We start from the raw sequence: 18,644 nt of genomic DNA on the forward strand, positions 1-18,644 counted from the left end.
TACCATAAAAAAACTCTCTTGGAAAAATATCCAAGAGAGTTTAATTTTATTTTTGAATTGGAATTCTAAAACATTTAATAGCTCCACATATCTTGTTCTCTATCCCTGATAGCCTCTTTAATTCTTTTAGACTCAAGCAATTGGAACAAGGCATTGTCTGAAATATAATCTTTAATTTCACGATCGCCATGTACATTCTCTTCTTTGTAAATAACCGCATTAAACCTTCTAGAGTTTAACAACATATCAAACGATATTGGACTAGCGGTATTTCTTTGGTTAAAGACCTTTGCTTCATGCAAAATTTGCCGAGCATCTGGATACCATACCCAGAAAAGTGGAATTTTATTACCTTCCATAGCGACAGACTCATCGTCAATAAAGTTAACATCTGGTGCTACTGGAGCAATACCTAACAACCGGTATTTTAATTCTCCCTGTCTTTTGTCAAAATACCAAACTCCTTTAATTAGGTATTCTTCCAAATCGGCAGCAACAAGATCTCTTTTGTTAATATACTCTGGAGAAACTGCTTCACCTGCATTAAACTGATCGTAACCATAATCGGTAGTATCTACCTTTTGCATAGAGGCCTTAAGATCACTTAATTGTCTTTTTTCAGTAAAGTAAGAATCGGCATACACCTCTAATTTTCCTTCTTTAATGCCTTTCATAATAACATGGTACAAAGATCTTCTATCTTTACCTATGTCTATTGTATCTACGGGGTAATACAGTGGAAAATTCACACGCTCATCCAAGTCAATAACTTCCCATATGGTAGTTGACCACAACATATCTCTGTCGTCTACGTAACCGTATTTTAATGGACCGTCATTATCTTTCTTTATTTGAGCCTCTGTTTTAACTCCAATTTCTGATGGCTTTTTAGCATTCAAAATATTTGATTGCCCCATAGCCGATAGCGAAAATGTTGCTACAAATCCTACTAATAAAATGTTTTTCCAATTCATCTTTAAATTTTATTTTTTAAGCTAAATACAAGCTACTAGTTATCTAGTAGCTTGCATATAGTTCACTTATTATTCTAGTTTGTAATTTCTACAAGTACACTAGAAACTTTCTTCAACCTATAGCTTTTATTGTTTGTAATGTAGGCTTCAATATCAAAGATCTGAACCATATCACCTCTTTTTGCTCTTTTTAAAGCAGATATTGCTCTACTGTCTAATTTTCTTCCTTTTACAACTATTGTTGGTTGTCCAGGAACTTTAAATTTAAATCCGCTCACTCCGATGTTTAAATCGAAATCAAAATCATCCAAAATGGCACCGATCGTTGACACTTCTAAATTTGTACGAGGCATTTTAACACTACCTGTTTCTCCTCTAATAGAACCTGTTGGACTTGGTATATCTTTAATTCTAAATTCTGATGAAGAATTAATTGGCTTACCATCAGGCAATGTTCCAGAAGCAGTAATCTTTACCGTTCTACCAGTACCTGGCGTCATAACATACTTACTACCACTTACCGCTTTTAAACCAGGAGCAGAAGCTCTTACTTTATTGTTTGGTATACCAGGTATAGAGATTGTCATTGGGTTTGCAACACCACGGTAAACTACATTCATCTTATCAGCTGCAATAAGTGCTGCGTTAGGCATACTAATTGTAGCAAAAGAATTGTTTACATCAACCGGAATTTCAACACCATCTTGCATAAAAAACAACTGCCCTGCAATAGTATGATCTCCAGCAGTACCTGCACTGATCAACATTTTTACACCACCATCTTCTAAGGTATAATCTGTTCCTTCAGAAAGCTTTCTACCATCTAAGGTTAATGCTGCTTTTACTGGTTTCGAAGAATTATCAGTTTTACTAATAATGATCTTACCATCGTACTTTTCGCCTGTGTAATACGCAGACTTCGTAGCATCAAGTGAAGTAGCAAAGTTCTTTAACGAAACTTGACTTGTTAAATTACCTTCTAACATTGCTTTTAAAGCATCTTCCTCTGTAGATTTAATATCTGACTGTAAGGCAGTTATTTTTGTTAAAGAAGCAATTAAAGGGAAACCTTCATAATGATAGTTTATCCAATCTTGCTTGGTTTTGTCTTTCTTCTCTACCTTACCATTAGCATCACCAGTTTCAAACCTAGCAACTACGGATTCTTTTAAACCTGCAGGCACCAATAGTGATACTTCAGCACGGTAATCTTTAATTTTTTGCATGAATTCTTTACCGCCTTCTGCTAAACCCTCTCCATTGAAGAATTTTTGATCCAAGTAATCTGACTTATCCATTACTTGGTAATCTGTTGGATCTTCAACTTCTTTAGTCATCGCATTTTTAAGCGCTTCTAAATAATCATAATACTCTTGTGAAAGTTTCTGTACTTTCTGAGCTTTTTTATAATCTTCAGCATATTTAGCCGCATCTTCTGAAGCCTTTGTTTCAAGACCTTCTAAGAAAGCTATGTTGTTATCTGTTGTTTTCTTGTTAGAAACTTCCATCTTCTCATTCATTAGACCGAATGCTGCTAGAACTTCTTTACTCATATTTAACGCCAGCATACAAATGAAAACTAAGTACATTAAGTTTACCATTTTCTGCCGTGGAGAATCTTTTCCTGATGCCATATTTTCTAATTAGTATTAATTAATAATTTGATTTGGGGTTATTAGTATTTACTAATTAGTTTTTACTCATTGCTGATAACATACCACCATATACTCCATTTAAGGACGATAGGTTTGTTGCCAATGATGACATTTGGTCTTTCAATGCTGAAGAATTTTGAACTACCTCTTCATTTATTGATGCTTGTTTACTAGCACTTTCTAACTGTACTTTGTACAAGCTATTTAATGACTCCATTTGAGATGCAGCTTGCACCATTTCATCAGAATACTTTTTAGTAGATTCCATTGCATCAACAGTTGGTGCAATTCCTTTGGCAGCACCTTCAAAGTTCTTGATGCTATTACCAAGACTTCCCATTAATTCTGCATCTACTCCAGCTTCTTTTAACATTTCATCTAATTTTTTAGATAATGATGCTTCAGCTTCTTTCACTTCTTGAGCGTCACTTTTCTTTTTAGAAGAAGCTTGACCGCCTTCTAATTCAGGGTACACTAAAGACCAATCTAGTTCGTCTTCTAGAGGTTCAAATGCACTAATTGCAAAAATAAGTGCTTCTGTTATAAGACCAACAGCTAATAGTACCCCTCCATTTAAAGGTCCTAATTCCCAGTGAAGAATTTTAAATAATGCTCCAATAATTACTACTGACGCTCCAAGGCCATAAGCCATGTTAAATAATTTCTTTGTTGATTTTGATTGTGCCATAATTTTAATTTTAGGTTTAATATAAGTATTTAGGGTTAAATTTATTCGGATTGTTGTTTAGTTGGTAGAATCTTCTTCTCCCATATAATCTTGTACCGTTCTAAAGCCAATATAGCTTCTAGCTGAATCACGGTATTCATAATCTCTTGTTGATACTTGTAAGAAATACGCAACGTCTTTCCAAGAACCTCCTCGTATTACTCTTCTATCATTACTACTATCTCCTCCATTAGGATTCATTGTAGAAACAAAATCATAGGTACTTGGGTCAAAACTAGAGTTGGTCCATTCAGAAACATTACCAGCCATATTGTATAAGTTAAATTCATTGGGCTCAAAAGATTTTGCCTCTACTGTATACAATGCCGCATCTGCTGCATAATCTCCACGTTGTGGTTTAAAGTTGGCCATATAACAACCGGTGTCACTAATTACATAAGGACCTCCCCATGGGTACATTCCGCCTTCAATACCACCTCTTGCCGCATATTCCCATTCTGCTTCCGTTGGTAATCGAAATTTATTTACAAACTGTTTGCCTCTTCCTTTTTGATCGTCATTTTTAAATTTTGTTCTCCAATTACAAAACGCTGTTGCTTGATCCCAGGTTACCCCTACTACAGGATAATCACTATAGGCGTCATGCCAGAAATAATCGTTGTGCATTGGTTCATTGTACGAATATTCGAAATCTTTAATCCATACAGTTGTATCAGGGTAAATGGGTAATTCTACCTGTTTGATAAAATCTTTTCTACTGCCTTTACCTTTGGCTCTAGCTGCCGCTTCAATATCCATCCAACTGTATTTATATACAAGTTGTGTAACATCTATAGTACGTTGACCATTGTATGCCTCTGCTTCAGGGATGTATAACTTATCCATCACCTCAACATAATATTCATCGGGATATTCAGACGTATCCCAAACAAGACTTTCATCTCTGTTTAATGCTCTACCTTCATATCCTGTTGGACCACCACCACTGTAATTATCTAACATATATTTGTCATACTCAGACATTTTAGTAGTATCTGCATCTTTAAAAGCAAAATCTCCAATTCCTCCGTCTTCTGGACTCAAACCTAGTTCATCTGCTAATATTGCTAATTTGGTTCTTGTAATTGAATCTTTTACCCAATCAACAAATTGACGGTATTCACTATTTGTAATTTCGGTATCATCCATATAAAAAGAAGTCACCGTAACTGTTTTAGTTGGCGCGTTTAATGCTTGTGCTTGGTCTTCTTCAGACTTACCCATAATAAATGATCCTCTAGGGATCAATTCCATTCCATAGGGTTTCTCTGGATACCATTTTTTTCCTTGGGCTCCTACCAATTCTCCTTTTGCTCCCGACTTACCACAACTGCTAAGTAGAAAAACAAATCCCATGGATAGTAACAATAGTTTCTTCATAATTATAGGTTAAATTTCGATTTAAGATATTCTGGTTCTTAATCACAATTATTACTCATTAAAACTTCATTTTAAATGAATTATTGTATCAAGACACGTTAATTACACTAATTTTTTAATTAAGTCCTTTTTTAAAAGCCTTAAACCACCTTTCTGGTATGTCTTGGTTGGTAGCCTCAACATAATCATCCTTGGTGCAGGGTAATAACGCAGCGATTTCGCTTTTATTATATGAATCTAAAATTGATGGTACTTCTACCCACCACCTCTCGGTTAGATTACTTTTATAAAAGACTAATTCCTGGGAGTCTGTAGGAACGATATACTTTGTGAAGTCTTCTTTATTGATATAGGGTACTTCTTGTATTCTAAAATTATACCCTTCTATAAAATACCATATTATTTGTGCCATGAGCTGAAAGGACTGCCTAGAATTTTCGCTTTCAAACAAGCCAAACACAGCTACTTTATCGCTAATACCGGCATACCTGGCAATTGCACAGATTTCTCTTCCTGTAAAGCCGTTGGGTGAAAAATTATCCAACATACCTACTTCACTTGCCCGGATAGCCCTGGCATCTAAACTAACAATATTAGCATTTCTCAGTAGAGGCTCTATTAAAGCAATATTGGAGGTAACTTCTCCCAAACGATAGGCATCAAAAAAAAGACGCTCCATTAGATCTATCTCTTCTTGAGAGTTAAAATAACTTTGGTATCCTATATTAGAAAAGTTAAAAAGATTATTGGGCTTATCGGTTATAATCTTACTCATGTAAGAATGGGAAGATATCAACTCTTCATGATCTCCAAAATCAAACCGACTATCTATATTTACAAGATTAATCATTTTTTTAAGGCCGTCAAATGCCCTATAGCAAGGATAGGTAATATCTTGTGTTGGCCCTATTACGATTGGAATGATATTTTCTTCCAAAAGTTCAGCTATTATTTCCTTTACTACAAAATAAGTATCACTAACCTCTTGCCCGGCATTAATATCTCCTAAATCTACAATAGAGGAATTCCAATTCCCCATCATTAATTTATAGAATTCTAAGCGTATAGCCGAAACATCTAATTGTTCTGGTTTTTTTTCAAAGGCATTTCTGGATTCATTGACACCAATAATGGCAATATTAGCTAGTGCCAATACTGGTAAGCCATCTCTTTTAGTGTGTTTGTATATTTTCTTTCCCAGTGCCTGAGGAGGAAGCAACTCGCAATGTGCCAAAACCTTATCTGCCACTGGCACCAAAAAATCAAATGCCATAATTACTTTTTAGTCTTAGGTTTTGCTTTTGCTTTTGCCTTAGCTTTCTTCTTTGGTGTTTTTTTGGCAATCATTTCTTTGGCCTCTTCCAAGGAAATTTTAGTAGCATCAACTGTTTTTGCTAATTCTACTTTAATTTTTCCTTTAAGCACATTGTGTCTACCCCACCTCGCTTTTTCAATGCGAATACCTTCTTCTGGCCATTCTTGAATTAGCTTATCTATTTCCTTTTGTTTCTTGGCTTCTATCAACTCTTCTATATCTGCCTTGGAAAGCGTATCGTAATCGTATTTTTTATTCACATTGATAAACATTCCGTTCCACTTTATAAAGGGCCCAAAACGTCCAACACCTTTAGTAACCTCCATATCTTCATAGGAAGCAATTGGCGCATCTGCTTTTTGCTTTTCTACAATGAGTTCTACAGCTCTCTCTTTGGTAATATCTAAGGCGCTTTCTCCTTTTTCCATAGAGATAAACTTTTTACCAAATTTTACATAAGGGCCAAACCTACCCACATTAGCAGAAACTTCTTCGCCTTCATATTCTCCCAAATCTCTTGGCAATTTAAAAAGTTCCATTGCTTCTTCAAAAGAAATAGAAGCTAAAGAATGCTCTGGCAATAGGCTAGCAAATAAAGGTTTCTCTTCTTCTTCTGCAGTTCCTACTTGTACCATAGGTCCAAACCTACCCAAACGTACAGACACTTGTCTTCCTGACTTTGGGTCTGTACCTAAAATACGCTCACCACTGGCTCGCTCTGCATTTTGCTCTACATCTTCTACCTTAGGGTGAAAGTCTTTGTAAAAATTCTTCATTACCTTGCCCCAGTCTTCATGTCCGGCAGCAATCTCATCAAAATCTTCTTCTACTTTGGCCGTGAAATTATAATCCAAAATTGTTTCAAAATGACTCACTAAGAAATCGGTTACTATCATACCTATATCTGTAGGCACCATTTTACCCTTGTCAGAACCCACAGTTTCTGTGAGACCCTTTTCTTTTAATTTATCTGATTTTAAAACCAGTTGTGTGTATTTTCTTTCTACACCATCTATTGTTCCTTTTTCTACATATCCTCTGTTTTGGATGGTAGAAATTGTTGGCGCATAGGTTGACGGTCTTCCAATTCCTAATTCTTCTAACTTCTTAACCAAAGAAGCTTCTGTATATCGGTAGGGAGCCCTTGAAAAACGCTCCGTTGCCGTAATAAAATTATTCGCTAAAGATTCTCCTACTTTCATAGCAGGAAGCATTCCTTCTTGCTCCTCACCATTTTCTTCATCATCAGTACCTTCCAAATACACTTTTAAGAAACCGTCAAACTTGATTACCTCACCGTTGGCAGTAAATTCTTCTGAATGCTTATCTGCTTTAATTTTAACATTGGTTCTTTCTAGTTGTGCATCGCTCATCTGTGATGCCAACGTACGTTTCCAGATAAGCTCGTAAAGTCTCGCTTGATCCCTTTCTAAGGACGGAGATTGCCGTGTCATATCTGTAGGCCTAACCGCTTCATGCGCTTCTTGTGCGCCTTTGGTCTTGCCTACAAAATTACGAACTTCACTATATTCTTTTCCGTAATTATCTACAATCGCTTCTTTTGCTGCATCTAAGGCTTCTTGAGACAGGTTAACACTATCTGTTCTCATATAGGTAATCATACCAGCCTCATACAACCGCTGTGCAACTTGCATGGTTCTACCCACAGAAAAATACAACTTCCGAGCAGCTTCTTGCTGCAAGGTTGAGGTAGTAAATGGTGCTGCTGGAGATTTTTTAGCCGGTTTCTTATCTAAATTAGCAATGGAAAACTTAGCTCCAATATTCTTAGTTAAAAAATCTTCTGCTCCTTTTTTACTAGAAAAAGTCTTATTTATTTTCGCCGAAAAACTACTTCCTGATGCTGTTTCAAACTCAGCGACTACCTTATAAGAGGCTTCTGCGGTAAAACCTTCAATATCTCTTTCTCGTTCTACTATTAATCTAACCGCTACAGATTGTACACGACCTGCAGATAAGCCTGGCTTAATTTTTTTCCAAAGAACAGGAGACAACTCATACCCAACCAATCTATCTAAAACTCTTCGTGCTTGTTGTGCATTTACCAAATTATAGTTAATCTCTCTTGGGTTTTCTATGGCTTTCTGAATGGCAGACTTTGTGATAGAGTTAAAAACAATTCTTCTTGTCTTGCTTTTATCTAGTTTTAATTCTTCGGCCAAATGCCAAGAAATTGCTTCTCCTTCTCGATCCTCATCACTCGCCAACCAAATTATTTCTGCCTTATCTGCTAAATCCTTAAGTTTTTTTACAAGTTTTTTCTTTTCTCCATCTACAATATATTTAGGTGCAAAATCATTTTCTACATCTACTCCTAATTCTTTGGATGGTAAATCTGCGATATGCCCAAAACTGGACTCTACCTTAAAATCTTTTCCTAAAAATTTCTCTATCGTTTTTGCCTTTGCGGGTGACTCCACAATTACTAAATTCTTCGCCATTGATTGGTTTTTGGTTTAACAAAAGTATGTCAATTTTTTTATTCTACATATTATATAAGTAATAGGCATAAAAAAAGACCACCTAAAAATGGTGGCCTTTCTCATTCTGAGTTAGTAATTATTCTAAATTAAGCCTACTTAATAAGGCTATTCCATCTTCTAAATATTCGTATTGATATAAAATATCATCTCCAATCATAATTAAATTTTCTTCCCGAGGAATAACATCAAAGGTGATAATGTCTTTAAAATGATTTATTTCAACCAGATTATCAACATCTGTCTTATCAAACACCCGTAAACCAGAATCTCCATCACACACAAAAAGTTTTTCATCCTTTATTCCCAATCCATAAGGACCATCTAAGGCATACATTTTTGCCAAAACTGGTGTCGTTATATCAGAAATATCAATAATAAACAATCCGCTTTCCGTTGCCCCACAAGCATTACCTCCGCGCAAGGTAACATAGGCGTAATCCCCAGCTACAACAACAGGATCACAGGCTGTACCATGTTGAAATTCTGACACAAATTCTGGAATTGAAGGGTTTGTTATATCATAGATATACATTCCGCTTTTGCTTCCTAAAAACAAATGGTTATCCCTATTAAAAATAGTTTCAATATCAAAACCAGCATATACATCATCTAAATCTTTAGGGTTTTCTAGGTCTGAGATATCAAAAACATTGATGGAATGATTATCTACAGCATAGAGGTAATCTGAAACAATTTTAAACCGAGCTAAGGAACCTCCTTGTCCCACTGATGCATCGGCCATTGCCATAATATCAATATTTTCAAATCGGTTTTGCACTTCAACTTTTAACCTTCGCTCCGTAACAACCTTCCAACCAACTTGAATCTCTTTATTGGTATCGATATCTTCCCACTCATATATTTCTGCTGTAGGCCAAACAATATTATCCCGTAAAACACCTTTCAGTCTATTTACAAGCTTAATATTATCCATATTAGAAATATCAAACACCAATAAATCTTGCATACTATCGGCATATAAAAAATTGTCCTTTACCGAAATATCTACATTACCTGCAATATTGATAAATGCCCTTTTCACTGGATTTTTAGGATTGCTATTGTCTATTAAATGTATTCCCTTGTAGGCATCATTTACAAAAATATAGTCTTCATACGCATATATTTTCCCTGATTCTTCAATAGGTCTTGGCGCAATAATATCGCCACCTTTTTCAAATTCGGCAATGCTAATGGTCACTGGTTTTGCCACTAAATAATCTGCAAACTTACTGTCGTCTAGATCTTCACTACACGAAATAAAAGCAACAAAGACCAAAGCAAGCCATAGCATCTTATTCATAAAAAGTACTGATTGTTTTAACATAGATACAAAACAAGACAAATGGTTGCGTTGCTCTAAAGGGAATTGCAAACGCAACAGGCTAGGTATTCGTTTAAATGTATACTGAAAAACCCAAAACTAAAGCTCCAAAAAAGTTTAGAAATCCGTGGTAATGTTAGATGTCTCATCAGAATCCGCAGGGAAACCTACCCCCTTTTTATAAACATAATAGGCTGGAATTTTAGACAACATTGCTGTAAACAACAAGCCTACAAAACATAGGAAAACCCCAAGTTCTGCTAAAAGCCCCATTACAAACAATAAACCAAAAATGACAAACCAATGTTTATTGCCCAATGCAAAACTAGATTTTACAATTTCTAAGGCAGTCAATTCCTTATCAAAGGCTAAAAAAACAGGAAACAAGGCAAAAGGCACAATAAAGTAAAATAGCCCTATACCACAAGCCAGAAGTCCCACAATTGAAAGCCCTATACTGTAAAAGGATAATTTTAATATTTTTCCCCTATACGCCGTATTGAAAAAATAAAAATAGCTTTCAGTACCCACTATTTTTAAATCCTTATGCTTGCAAATTCTATAAAAACCCGCCGTTAAAGTTAAGGCCACATACATAGCCCCTACCATTAATAAAGGCATAAGCAAGGCCGACGCGATAATTAAAATAGCTGGAGGATCTTCACTTTTAACAAGTTCTGGATCTGTCACTCCCATAATAATAAGGGGGATGTAAAAAAGTACAATTAGAGGTATAAAACAAAGGAAATTTAACAAGACCACAATAAAGCCCTGCAGCCATACTTCTTTAAATAATGCTATAGAACTATTAATAATACCTCCAAAATCTAGTGTTTTTCTGGCATCAATTTTCTGACTTACAGTTTCAAAATTCATTTATATTTTACTTTTAGAGCCCAAAATTAAAATTCTTGATGAAAGACTCCTAAAAAAGTATTAAAAATAACTGTCATATTGTCACATTTTTATATTTAGTGCTATCTTTGCACATTAAATTGATGAAGACAGAAGAATAACGCAAATGGAGAAAGTTATAGACGAAACGGTTCAAGGAAACACCTTATCCATCACAAACAAAAAAGACAATACCCGTAAGCTTTATATAGAAAGCTATGGCTGTGCTATGAATTTTTCTGATAGTGAGATTGTAGCCTCCATTTTGGCTAAGGAAGGCTTTAATACCACCGATGTTTTAGAAGATGCTGATTTAGTCTTGGTAAACACCTGTTCCATTCGTGAAAAAGCAGAATTAACCATTCGCAAACGACTGGAAAAATTTAATGCGGTAAAGAGAACAAGACCCCATTTAAAAGTTGGTGTTTTGGGCTGTATGGCAGAACGTTTAAAAAATAAATTTCTTGAAGAAGAAAAAATTGTAGATATGGTGGTAGGACCAGATGCCTACAAAGATTTACCCAATCTAATAAAAGAAATAGACGAAGGCAGAAATGCTATCAATGTGCTTCTTTCCAAAGAAGAAACCTACGGAGACATTGCACCAGTACGCCTAAACACCAACGGAATTTCGGCCTATGTTTCCATTACTCGTGGTTGCGATAATATGTGTACATTTTGTGTTGTTCCCTTTACAAGAGGAAGAGAACGCAGTAGAGAACCACAATCCATTTTAGAAGAAGTAAATGACCTATGGAGCAAGGGATATAAAGAAATTACGCTTTTAGGTCAGAATGTAGACAGCTACCTTTGGTATGGTGGCGGACTAAAAAAAGATTTTGATCAAGCGACCGACATTCAGAAAGCAACCGCTGTAAATTTTGCTAAGTTATTAGAAATGACAGCAATTGCACAACCTAAAATGCGTATTCGTTTTTCTACTTCTAATCCGCAAGATTTAACCTTGGATGTAATTGAAACTATGGCTAGCTACTCTAACATTTGCAACCATATTCACCTTCCGGTGCAAAGCGGAAGTGATCGGATATTAAAAGCAATGAATCGCTTACACACAAGAGTGGAGTATTTTGAATTGATAGACAACATTCGGAAAATAATTCCAGATTGCGGAATTTCTCAAGATATGATTGCTGGTTTTCCTACCGAGACAGAAGAAGACCACCAAGACACTTTATCGCTTTTAGAACATGTAAAATATGATTTTGGTTATATGTATTCCTATTCTGAAAGACCAGGAACAATGGCTGCTAGGAAATTAGAAGATGATGTACCAGAGGCAGATAAAAAAAGAAGATTAGCAGAAATAATAGCCTTGCAAAGACAACATTCTGGCTACCGATTGGAACAGCGCATAGGTAAGATTGATGAAGTATTGATAGAAGGAGAATCTAAAAGATCTAATGAACATTGGATGGGTCGAAATTCACAAAATTCAGTAGTTGTTTTTCCTAAGGAAAACAGCACTATTGGGGAGTTTGTAAATGTAAAGATTGAAAAATGCACCACTGGAACATTACTGGGGAGCATTGTTAAAAAGTAACAGCATATGGAATCAGTACAAGCTATAAAACAACGATTTGAAATCATTGGAAACGATGTAAAATTAAATCGCGCCATAGAAAAGGCAATTCAAGTTGCTCCTACCGATATTTCTGTTTTGGTAACCGGAGAAAGTGGGGTAGGTAAAGAAGCCATTCCTAAAATTATTCATTCCTTGTCTCACAGAAAACACGCCAAATATATTGCCGTGAACTGTGGAGCCATCCCAGAAGGAACAATTGACAGTGAGCTATTTGGTCACGAAAAAGGGGCTTTTACAGGTGCAACTTCAACCAGAAATGGATATTTTGAGGTGACAGACGGAGGTACCATTTTTTTGGATGAAGTAGGAGAATTACCGCTTACCACTCAAGTGCGTTTGTTACGGGTACTAGAAAATGGAGAGTTCTTAAAAGTAGGGTCTTCCCAAACTCAAAAAACCAATGTAAGAATCGTAGCTGCCACCAACGTCAATATGTTTGAGGCCATTAAAAAAGGAAAATTTAGAGAAGATTTATATTACAGATTAAGTACAGTAGATATAAATATTCCACCATTGCGAGAACGGCAAGATGATATCCATTTGTTGTTTCGGAAATTTGCCTCAGATTTTGGGCAGAAATACAAAATGCCAACAATACGCTTGGCAGATGACGCCATTAATTTATTACAAAAATTTAGATGGGCTGGTAATATTCGTCAGCTGAGAAATGTGGCCGAACAAATCTCTGTATTGGAATCGGAACGAAACATATCACTTGCATGTCTTAATGGCTATTTACCAAATGCAGGAAACTCTAATTTGCCCGCCATTGTAAATAAGGAAAAAAAGGAAGGCGATTTTAGTAATGAGAGAGAGATCCTCTACAAAGTGCTTTTTGACATGAAAGCTGATCTTAATGATCTTAAAAAATTGACACTGGAATTAATGAAAAATAATGACAGTGAAAAAGTACAAGAAGAGAATGAACATCTCATTCAAAAAATATATGGGGATAATGATACCGATTATGAAGAAGCCGAAAATGAATCTTCGGATTTTTTACAATTGCCAAACGCTGAGCGAAAGCAGGAAGAAATTACACCTCCCGTTAAGCCACAAGATGATAAATACCATTTTGCTGAAGAAATAGAAGAAGAAGAAACCCTATCTTTACAAGATAAAGAAATAGAACTCATTAAAAAATCCTTAGACCGAAACAAAGGAAAAAGAAAAGCAGCCGCTACAGAATTAGGTATATCTGAACGCACCTTGTATCGGAAAATAAAACAGTTTGATTTATAATTATGAATACCATTAAAAAAATAGGCTTTCTAATGTTCACCATTTTAACCGTACAGGCGTGTGGGGTTAAAGTAAATTATAATTTAACGGGTGGTAGTACTGGTGATGCAAAAACATTTCAAGTAAACTTTTTTCAAAATTACGCTTCTCAAAGTGCTGGCTCAACAGTTGAACCAGGTTTAGATAGAGACTTTACACAGGCCTTACAAGAATTACTGACCAATCAAACGAGCTTAAGCTTAACAAATACCAGTGGTGACTTAGTCTATGAAGGCGAGATTGTAGAATATAGAATATCTCCAATGACAGCTACGGCTCAGCAAACTGCTGCACAAAACAGGCTAACAATGGCAGTAAAAGTACGTTTCTTTAACAATACAAAAGAAGATACTGATTTTGAACAACGATTTTCTTTTTATTTTGATTATCCTGCTAATTCATTGTTGCAATCTGTAAAAGACGAAGCACATCAAGAAATTTTTGAACGCATTACACAAGATATTTTTAATAAATCTTTAGCCGACTGGTAATTTATGAAAGTAACGGATTTCACATACCTCTTACAACAACCTGACAAGGTAAATTCTCCGGTACTCATCAACCAATTAGAGGAGATTATTACAGACTACCCCTATTTTCAGGCCGCACACGCATTACACCTAAAAGGTCTTAAAAATCTGAATAGTTTTAAATACAACAAAGCCTTAAAAGTTACAGCGGCTCACACGGCCAACCGCGATGTATTGTTTGACTTTATCACTTCTCCTGAATTTTTAAACAATACACTGGCAGCAAATGCCATTAATGAATTAGCCCAATTAAAAGAAATAAAGGTTGATGCGGAAGAATTAACAAAAGCAGACATCGACAAATCTTACGTGGTTCAAAAAAGCATAGATGATCCATTGCCTCAAAATGAGGATGATGCCGACAAAATCTTAGATGATAATCTTTTTGAATCTAAAGAACCTATTACAAAGGAAGAGACAGCTGTTACAACTGAAAAATTAAGTTTAGGTGAACCCCTAAATTTCACAAAAAAGGAAAAATTTTCTTTTACAAAATGGCTCGAACTAACTACGCCTGCAATAGAAGAAGATCCTGTTCAGCCTGCTCCAGAAAAAGTAAAGAAACCGCGCAAAAATAAAAAATTTGATTTAATAGATAAGTTTATTGCCAACAACCCTAAGATTGTTCCAACAAAAAACATTGAATCTAAAATAGACATTTCAAGTTCTGTAAAATTCAACAAGGACGAACTTATGACAGAGACCCTTGCCAAGGTATACTTAGAACAAAAAAAGTATAAAAAAGCAATTCAAGCATATAAAATTTTAAGTTTGAAATATCCAGAAAAAAGTAGTTTCTTTGCAGACCGAATAAAATCAGTAGAAAAAATTCAAAAAGAAAACATATAAAAGATGAGTACGTTTACAATATTTTTAATCCTTATTATTATAGTTTGCCTTTTACTAATGTTAGTAATTATGGTGCAAAACCCTAAAGGTGGCGGTTTATCGTCTTCATTTGGTGGTGGTGGAACCCAAGTAGTTGGTGGTGTAAAGAAAACAGGTGATTTTTTAGACAAAAGCACATGGACTTTAGCTGCTTTACTAATAGGCTTAATCCTTATGTCTAATATGGCATTACCAGGAAAATCAGGAAATGTTGATTCTAAGTTACTACAAGACTCAAATATTGAAGCAACAGCACCCTTAACGGCGCCGGAAAACACACCTGCAGCAACTGACACTGGGATATTGGACAGTATAAAATAACAACAAATTGAATTCTAAAAAATGCCAGCTTATGACAAGCTGGCATTTTTTGTTTTACAAAGTGTCAGTTTTATGCTATGGCACAATTTCTGACTATACTAAAGAAGATTATTAAATTTTAAAAAAATCAAAAATATGGCTAAAATTAACATTAAACCATTGGCAGACAGAGTGCTAATAGAACCAATGCCCGCAGAAACTAAAACGGCTTCTGGACTTATTATCCCAGATACCGCAAAAGAGAAACCTCAACAAGGTAAAGTTGTTGCTGTTGGTCCTGGTACTAAGGATGAAAAAATCACCGTTAAAATAGGGGACACTGTTCTTTATGGCAAATATGCTGGAACCGAACTAAAATTAGAAGGTTCTGATTATTTAATGATGAGAGAAAGTGACATTTTAGCAATCATCTAAGAAAAAATTAAGTTCAAAAATAAATTCAATTATGGCAAAAGACATAAAATTTGATATTGAAGCAAGAGACGGTCTCAAAAGAGGAGTTGATGCTTTAGCAAACGCAGTAAAAGTTACATTAGGCCCTAAAGGTAGAAACGTAATCATCAGTAAATCTTTTGGAGCTCCAGTAGTTACCAAAGATGGTGTTACTGTTGCAAAGGAAATAGAGTTATTAGACCCACTTGAAAATATGGGAGCTCAAATGGTTAAAGAAGTTGCTTCTAAAACTAATGATCTAGCTGGTGATGGTACTACTACGGCTACCGTTTTAGCACAAGCAATTGTAAAAGAAGGCTTGAAAAACGTTGCTGCCGGTGCAAATCCAATGGATTTAAAAAGAGGTATAGATAAAGCAGTTGAAGCAATTGTTATTGATTTAGCCAAACAAGCAACCAAAGTTGGGGATTCATCAGACAAAATAAAACAAGTAGCTTCAATTTCTGCTAATAACGACGAAACTATTGGCGACTTAATTGCAAAGGCATTTGGAAAAGTAGGTAAAGAAGGTGTTATCACTGTAGAAGAAGCTAAAGGAACAGATACTTATGTAGACGTTGTTGAAGGAATGCAGTTTGATAGAGGATACCTTTCTCCTTATTTTGTTACAGATTCTGAAAAGATGGTAGCTGAATTAGAGAATCCATACATTTTATTGTTTGATAAAAAGATATCAGCAATGAAAGACTTACTTCCTATTTTAGAGCCAGTAGCTCAATCAGGAAAGCCTTTATTAATTATATCTGAAGATGTAGATGGTGAAGCATTGGCAACTTTGGTTGTAAACAAACTAAGAGGTTCTTTAAAAATTGCAGCTGTTAAAGCTCCAGGATTTGGAGATAGACGTAAAGCCATGTTAGAAGATATCGCTATCTTAACAGGTGGTACTGTTATTTCTGAAGAAAGAGGTTTCTCTTTAGAAAGTGCAACAATTGATATGCTTGGTACTTGTGAAAAAGTAGCTATAGACAAAGACAACACTACTATAGTTAATGGATCTGGCGATGCTAAAACTATTAAAACTAGAGTAAACCAGATTAAATCTCAAATTGAGACTACTACTTCTGATTACGATAAAGAAAAACTACAAGAAAGACTAGCGAAATTGGCTGGTGGAGTTGCCGTACTTTACGTTGGCGCCGCTTCTGAAGTAGAGATGAAAGAGAAAAAAGACAGAGTTGATGATGCACTACACGCAACTAGAGCTGCTGTAGAAGAAGGTATTGTTGCTGGTGGAGGTGTAGCACTTGTACGCGCAAAAACTGTTCTTGCCAAATTAAAAGGTGAAAATGCTGACGAAGAAACAGGAATGCAAATTGTAGCTAGAGCAATTGAATCTCCATTGCGTACTATAGTTGAAAACGCAGGTGGCGAAGGTTCTGTTGTTGTTTCTAAAGTTTTAGAAGGCAAAGGTAATTTTGGTTACGATGCCAAAACAGAAACTTATACAGACATGCTTAAAGCAGGTATTATAGATCCTAAGAAAGTAACAAGAGTAGCATTAGAAAATGCAGCTTCTGTAGCTGGTATGATCTTAACTACAGAATGTGCTTTAATAGACATTAAGGAAGAAGCCGCTGCTGGTGGTGGTGGACATAGCCACGGAGGTGGAATGCCCGGAATGATGTAATACCATCATTGTACCAAATAAAAAGCTCGTTTCAATATCTTGAAACGAGCTTTTTTATTTCAACTCAAATTAATTCCATTATAGGCTTCAATTACCGGTATAAATTACTGTAGTATAAAATGCTGGAATAGAAAACCAATATGCCATAAAATAGGGTGCCGCCCCTAATTTTTGGCCCTTTCTGGGTCCCGAAAGGGCTTCCCCAAAAACATCCCATTCATTGCCTTCATCGTCTGTTAAAAGAACAGCAGCTGTACCATTATACACATATTCAAATTCAAGGAGATTGTGTTCGGCCTCAATTTTAAAAGCAACCATAAAACTTTCATTTCCAACGACCATATACTGCTCACCTAAAAAATCATCATAAATAATTTTGACAGCCTCAAAACTAGGAAACCGATATACTTTCGCTTGTTTACCAGAAACTAAAGTCAAAACCCTTTCTTTTGAGTTTAATCTTGCATCTTTTTCTACTGGGAAAAGAAAGAAATCATGTTCCTCTGCATAATTACCATAAGGTGATATTCCGTAATCTCTAGAATGCCCTGTACTTGTGCTTACTACTTTTGAATTTGGATACATTGCTTTCCAAGCTCCCCATTGCATTTCTACCAAAGGGATTAAAGCTGCCTTTTCTCCAATCAATTCCCCATTAACAGCTTCATTTAAAATTTGGGACCAATTGCTGCCTGTTTCCCTATCATATGGAATTAAATTTGTATTGTACAACAACCCAGAAACCCCAAAAGTTGTTTCTTTTCCCTTAACAATTCTATTCCATCCAATCCCTGTACCTGTTAGCGGACAGTAGGTTAAAGCCAAGGATACATTGCCAATATTATCATTAATTATTTCATGCCAATCCAGTACAATATGTGAATATGCCCTAACATCATCCCCTTTTTTATACCCTATGACCAAGTCGTCCTCAGACAAATACGTCGCTTCCTGGGAGCTAATCATCAAGGGGTTTTCTAAAGCCGGAATTCCATCCTTTCCAGGACCACCATCCAAGATATCTTTTACCGGGATACTCCAAACACCCGTAGTATTACCTCCACTCTCACCAGGATTCCCCACCACTGTAGCATCTGTCTTTTGGCTACAAGATAAGCTTACACTTACTACAATTACCAGGAAACTCATTACCGTTTTTTTCATA

General features: G+C 35.7%; 16 protein-coding genes. 7 read left to right on the forward strand and 9 right to left on the reverse strand.

Features of this window, described 5'->3' with window-relative positions; all coding sequences use genetic code 11:
- Positions 1-74: 74 nt before the first annotated feature.
- The 8 genes from gldN to MWU65_RS09075 form a co-directional block, all read right to left on the reverse strand.
- Complete coding sequence (gene gldN / locus MWU65_RS09040) at positions 75-974, reverse strand: gliding motility protein GldN (protein WP_247077163.1); 900 nt, start codon at positions 972-974, stop codon at positions 75-77.
- Positions 975-1,048: 74 nt separating this feature from the next.
- The gene (gene gldM, locus MWU65_RS09045) at positions 1,049-2,608 is read right to left on the reverse strand and encodes a gliding motility protein GldM (RefSeq protein WP_247077164.1); all 1,560 of its coding nucleotides are present in this window, start codon (positions 2,606-2,608) and stop codon (positions 1,049-1,051) included.
- 55 nt (positions 2,609-2,663) lie between these two features.
- A complete protein-coding gene (gene gldL, locus MWU65_RS09050) occupies positions 2,664-3,317 on the reverse strand; it encodes a gliding motility protein GldL (RefSeq protein ID WP_247077165.1) in 654 nt (217 codons plus the stop codon).
- Positions 3,318-3,374: 57 nt separating this feature from the next.
- Entirely contained in the window at positions 3,375-4,736 is a 1,362-nt protein-coding gene (gene gldK / locus MWU65_RS09055) for a gliding motility lipoprotein GldK (RefSeq protein WP_247077167.1), read from the reverse strand.
- A gap of 115 nt (positions 4,737-4,851) precedes the next feature.
- A complete protein-coding gene (locus tag MWU65_RS09060) occupies positions 4,852-6,009 on the reverse strand; it encodes a formimidoylglutamase (RefSeq protein ID WP_247077169.1) in 1,158 nt (385 codons plus the stop codon).
- Positions 6,010-6,011: 2 nt separating this feature from the next.
- On the reverse strand, positions 6,012-8,513 hold the full coding sequence (gene topA, locus MWU65_RS09065; RefSeq protein WP_247077171.1) for a type I DNA topoisomerase: 2,502 nt from the start codon (positions 8,511-8,513) through the stop codon (positions 6,012-6,014).
- Between the two features lie 118 nt (positions 8,514-8,631).
- Positions 8,632-9,858, reverse strand: a complete 1,227-nt coding sequence (locus MWU65_RS09070; RefSeq protein WP_247077173.1) for a hypothetical protein — start codon at positions 9,856-9,858, stop codon at positions 8,632-8,634.
- Between the two features lie 138 nt (positions 9,859-9,996).
- Positions 9,997-10,755: a hypothetical protein gene (locus MWU65_RS09075; RefSeq protein ID WP_247077175.1), complete on the reverse strand. Its 759-nt coding sequence runs from the start codon at positions 10,753-10,755 to the stop codon at positions 9,997-9,999.
- 145 nt (positions 10,756-10,900) lie between these two features.
- Between MWU65_RS09075 and miaB the strand changes: the two genes are divergently transcribed.
- The 7 genes from miaB (at position 10,901) to groL (ending at position 17,479) form a co-directional block, all read left to right on the forward strand.
- Positions 10,901-12,334, forward strand: a complete 1,434-nt coding sequence (gene miaB, locus MWU65_RS09080) for a tRNA (N6-isopentenyl adenosine(37)-C2)-methylthiotransferase MiaB (RefSeq protein ID WP_247077177.1) — start codon at positions 10,901-10,903, stop codon at positions 12,332-12,334.
- 6 nt (positions 12,335-12,340) lie between these two features.
- Positions 12,341-13,618 (forward strand): sigma-54 dependent transcriptional regulator, encoded by a 1,278-nt coding sequence (locus MWU65_RS09085; protein ID WP_247077179.1) that lies wholly within the window; start codon positions 12,341-12,343, stop codon positions 13,616-13,618.
- A gap of 2 nt (positions 13,619-13,620) precedes the next feature.
- A complete protein-coding gene (locus MWU65_RS09090; RefSeq protein ID WP_247077182.1) occupies positions 13,621-14,148 on the forward strand; it encodes an LptE family protein in 528 nt (175 codons plus the stop codon).
- A gap of 3 nt (positions 14,149-14,151) precedes the next feature.
- Positions 14,152-15,036, forward strand: coding sequence for a hypothetical protein (locus tag MWU65_RS09095; RefSeq protein WP_247077184.1), 885 nt, complete (start codon positions 14,152-14,154; stop codon positions 15,034-15,036).
- A gap of 3 nt (positions 15,037-15,039) precedes the next feature.
- Positions 15,040-15,396, forward strand: a complete 357-nt coding sequence (gene secG / locus MWU65_RS09100) for a preprotein translocase subunit SecG (protein ID WP_247077186.1) — start codon at positions 15,040-15,042, stop codon at positions 15,394-15,396.
- A gap of 135 nt (positions 15,397-15,531) precedes the next feature.
- Positions 15,532-15,810, forward strand: coding sequence for a co-chaperone GroES (locus tag MWU65_RS09105; RefSeq protein WP_247077189.1), 279 nt, complete (start codon positions 15,532-15,534; stop codon positions 15,808-15,810).
- 31 nt (positions 15,811-15,841) lie between these two features.
- Positions 15,842-17,479, forward strand: coding sequence for a chaperonin GroEL (groL, locus tag MWU65_RS09110; protein WP_247077191.1), 1,638 nt, complete (start codon positions 15,842-15,844; stop codon positions 17,477-17,479).
- An 87-nt stretch (positions 17,480-17,566) separates the two neighbouring features.
- Here groL and MWU65_RS09115 read toward each other — a convergent pair whose 3' ends face one another.
- Positions 17,567-18,643 (reverse strand): DUF3179 domain-containing protein, encoded by a 1,077-nt coding sequence (locus tag MWU65_RS09115; protein WP_247077192.1) that lies wholly within the window; start codon positions 18,641-18,643, stop codon positions 17,567-17,569.
- Position 18,644 lies beyond the last annotated feature (1 nt).

This window comes from Cellulophaga sp. F20128 (genome assembly GCF_023015805.1).
GTDB lineage: Bacteria > Bacteroidota > Bacteroidia > Flavobacteriales > Flavobacteriaceae > Cellulophaga.

Coding starts and splice junctions, on each gene's coding strand:
- topA (WP_247077171.1), bottom strand. CDS start 8,513: ATGGCGAAGAATTTAGTAATTGTGGAGTCACCCGCAAAGGCAAAAACG.
- MWU65_RS09075 (WP_247077175.1), bottom strand. CDS start 10,755: ATGAATTTTGAAACTGTAAGTCAGAAAATTGATGCCAGAAAAACACTA.
- MWU65_RS09095 (WP_247077184.1), top strand. CDS start 14,152: ATGAAAGTAACGGATTTCACATACCTCTTACAACAACCTGACAAGGTA.
- gldM (WP_247077164.1), bottom strand. CDS start 2,608: ATGGCATCAGGAAAAGATTCTCCACGGCAGAAAATGGTAAACTTAATG.
- secG (WP_247077186.1), top strand. CDS start 15,040: ATGAGTACGTTTACAATATTTTTAATCCTTATTATTATAGTTTGCCTT.
- miaB (WP_247077177.1), top strand. CDS start 10,901: ATGGAGAAAGTTATAGACGAAACGGTTCAAGGAAACACCTTATCCATC.
- gldN (WP_247077163.1), bottom strand. CDS start 974: ATGAATTGGAAAAACATTTTATTAGTAGGATTTGTAGCAACATTTTCG.
- MWU65_RS09090 (WP_247077182.1), top strand. CDS start 13,621: ATGAATACCATTAAAAAAATAGGCTTTCTAATGTTCACCATTTTAACC.
- gldL (WP_247077165.1), bottom strand. CDS start 3,317: ATGGCACAATCAAAATCAACAAAGAAATTATTTAACATGGCTTATGGC.
- gldK (WP_247077167.1), bottom strand. CDS start 4,736: ATGAAGAAACTATTGTTACTATCCATGGGATTTGTTTTTCTACTTAGC.
- MWU65_RS09060 (WP_247077169.1), bottom strand. CDS start 6,009: ATGGCATTTGATTTTTTGGTGCCAGTGGCAGATAAGGTTTTGGCACAT.
- MWU65_RS09115 (WP_247077192.1), bottom strand. CDS start 18,643: ATGAAAAAAACGGTAATGAGTTTCCTGGTAATTGTAGTAAGTGTAAGC.
- MWU65_RS09085 (WP_247077179.1), top strand. CDS start 12,341: ATGGAATCAGTACAAGCTATAAAACAACGATTTGAAATCATTGGAAAC.
- groL (WP_247077191.1), top strand. CDS start 15,842: ATGGCAAAAGACATAAAATTTGATATTGAAGCAAGAGACGGTCTCAAA.
- MWU65_RS09105 (WP_247077189.1), top strand. CDS start 15,532: ATGGCTAAAATTAACATTAAACCATTGGCAGACAGAGTGCTAATAGAA.
- MWU65_RS09070 (WP_247077173.1), bottom strand. CDS start 9,858: ATGAATAAGATGCTATGGCTTGCTTTGGTCTTTGTTGCTTTTATTTCG.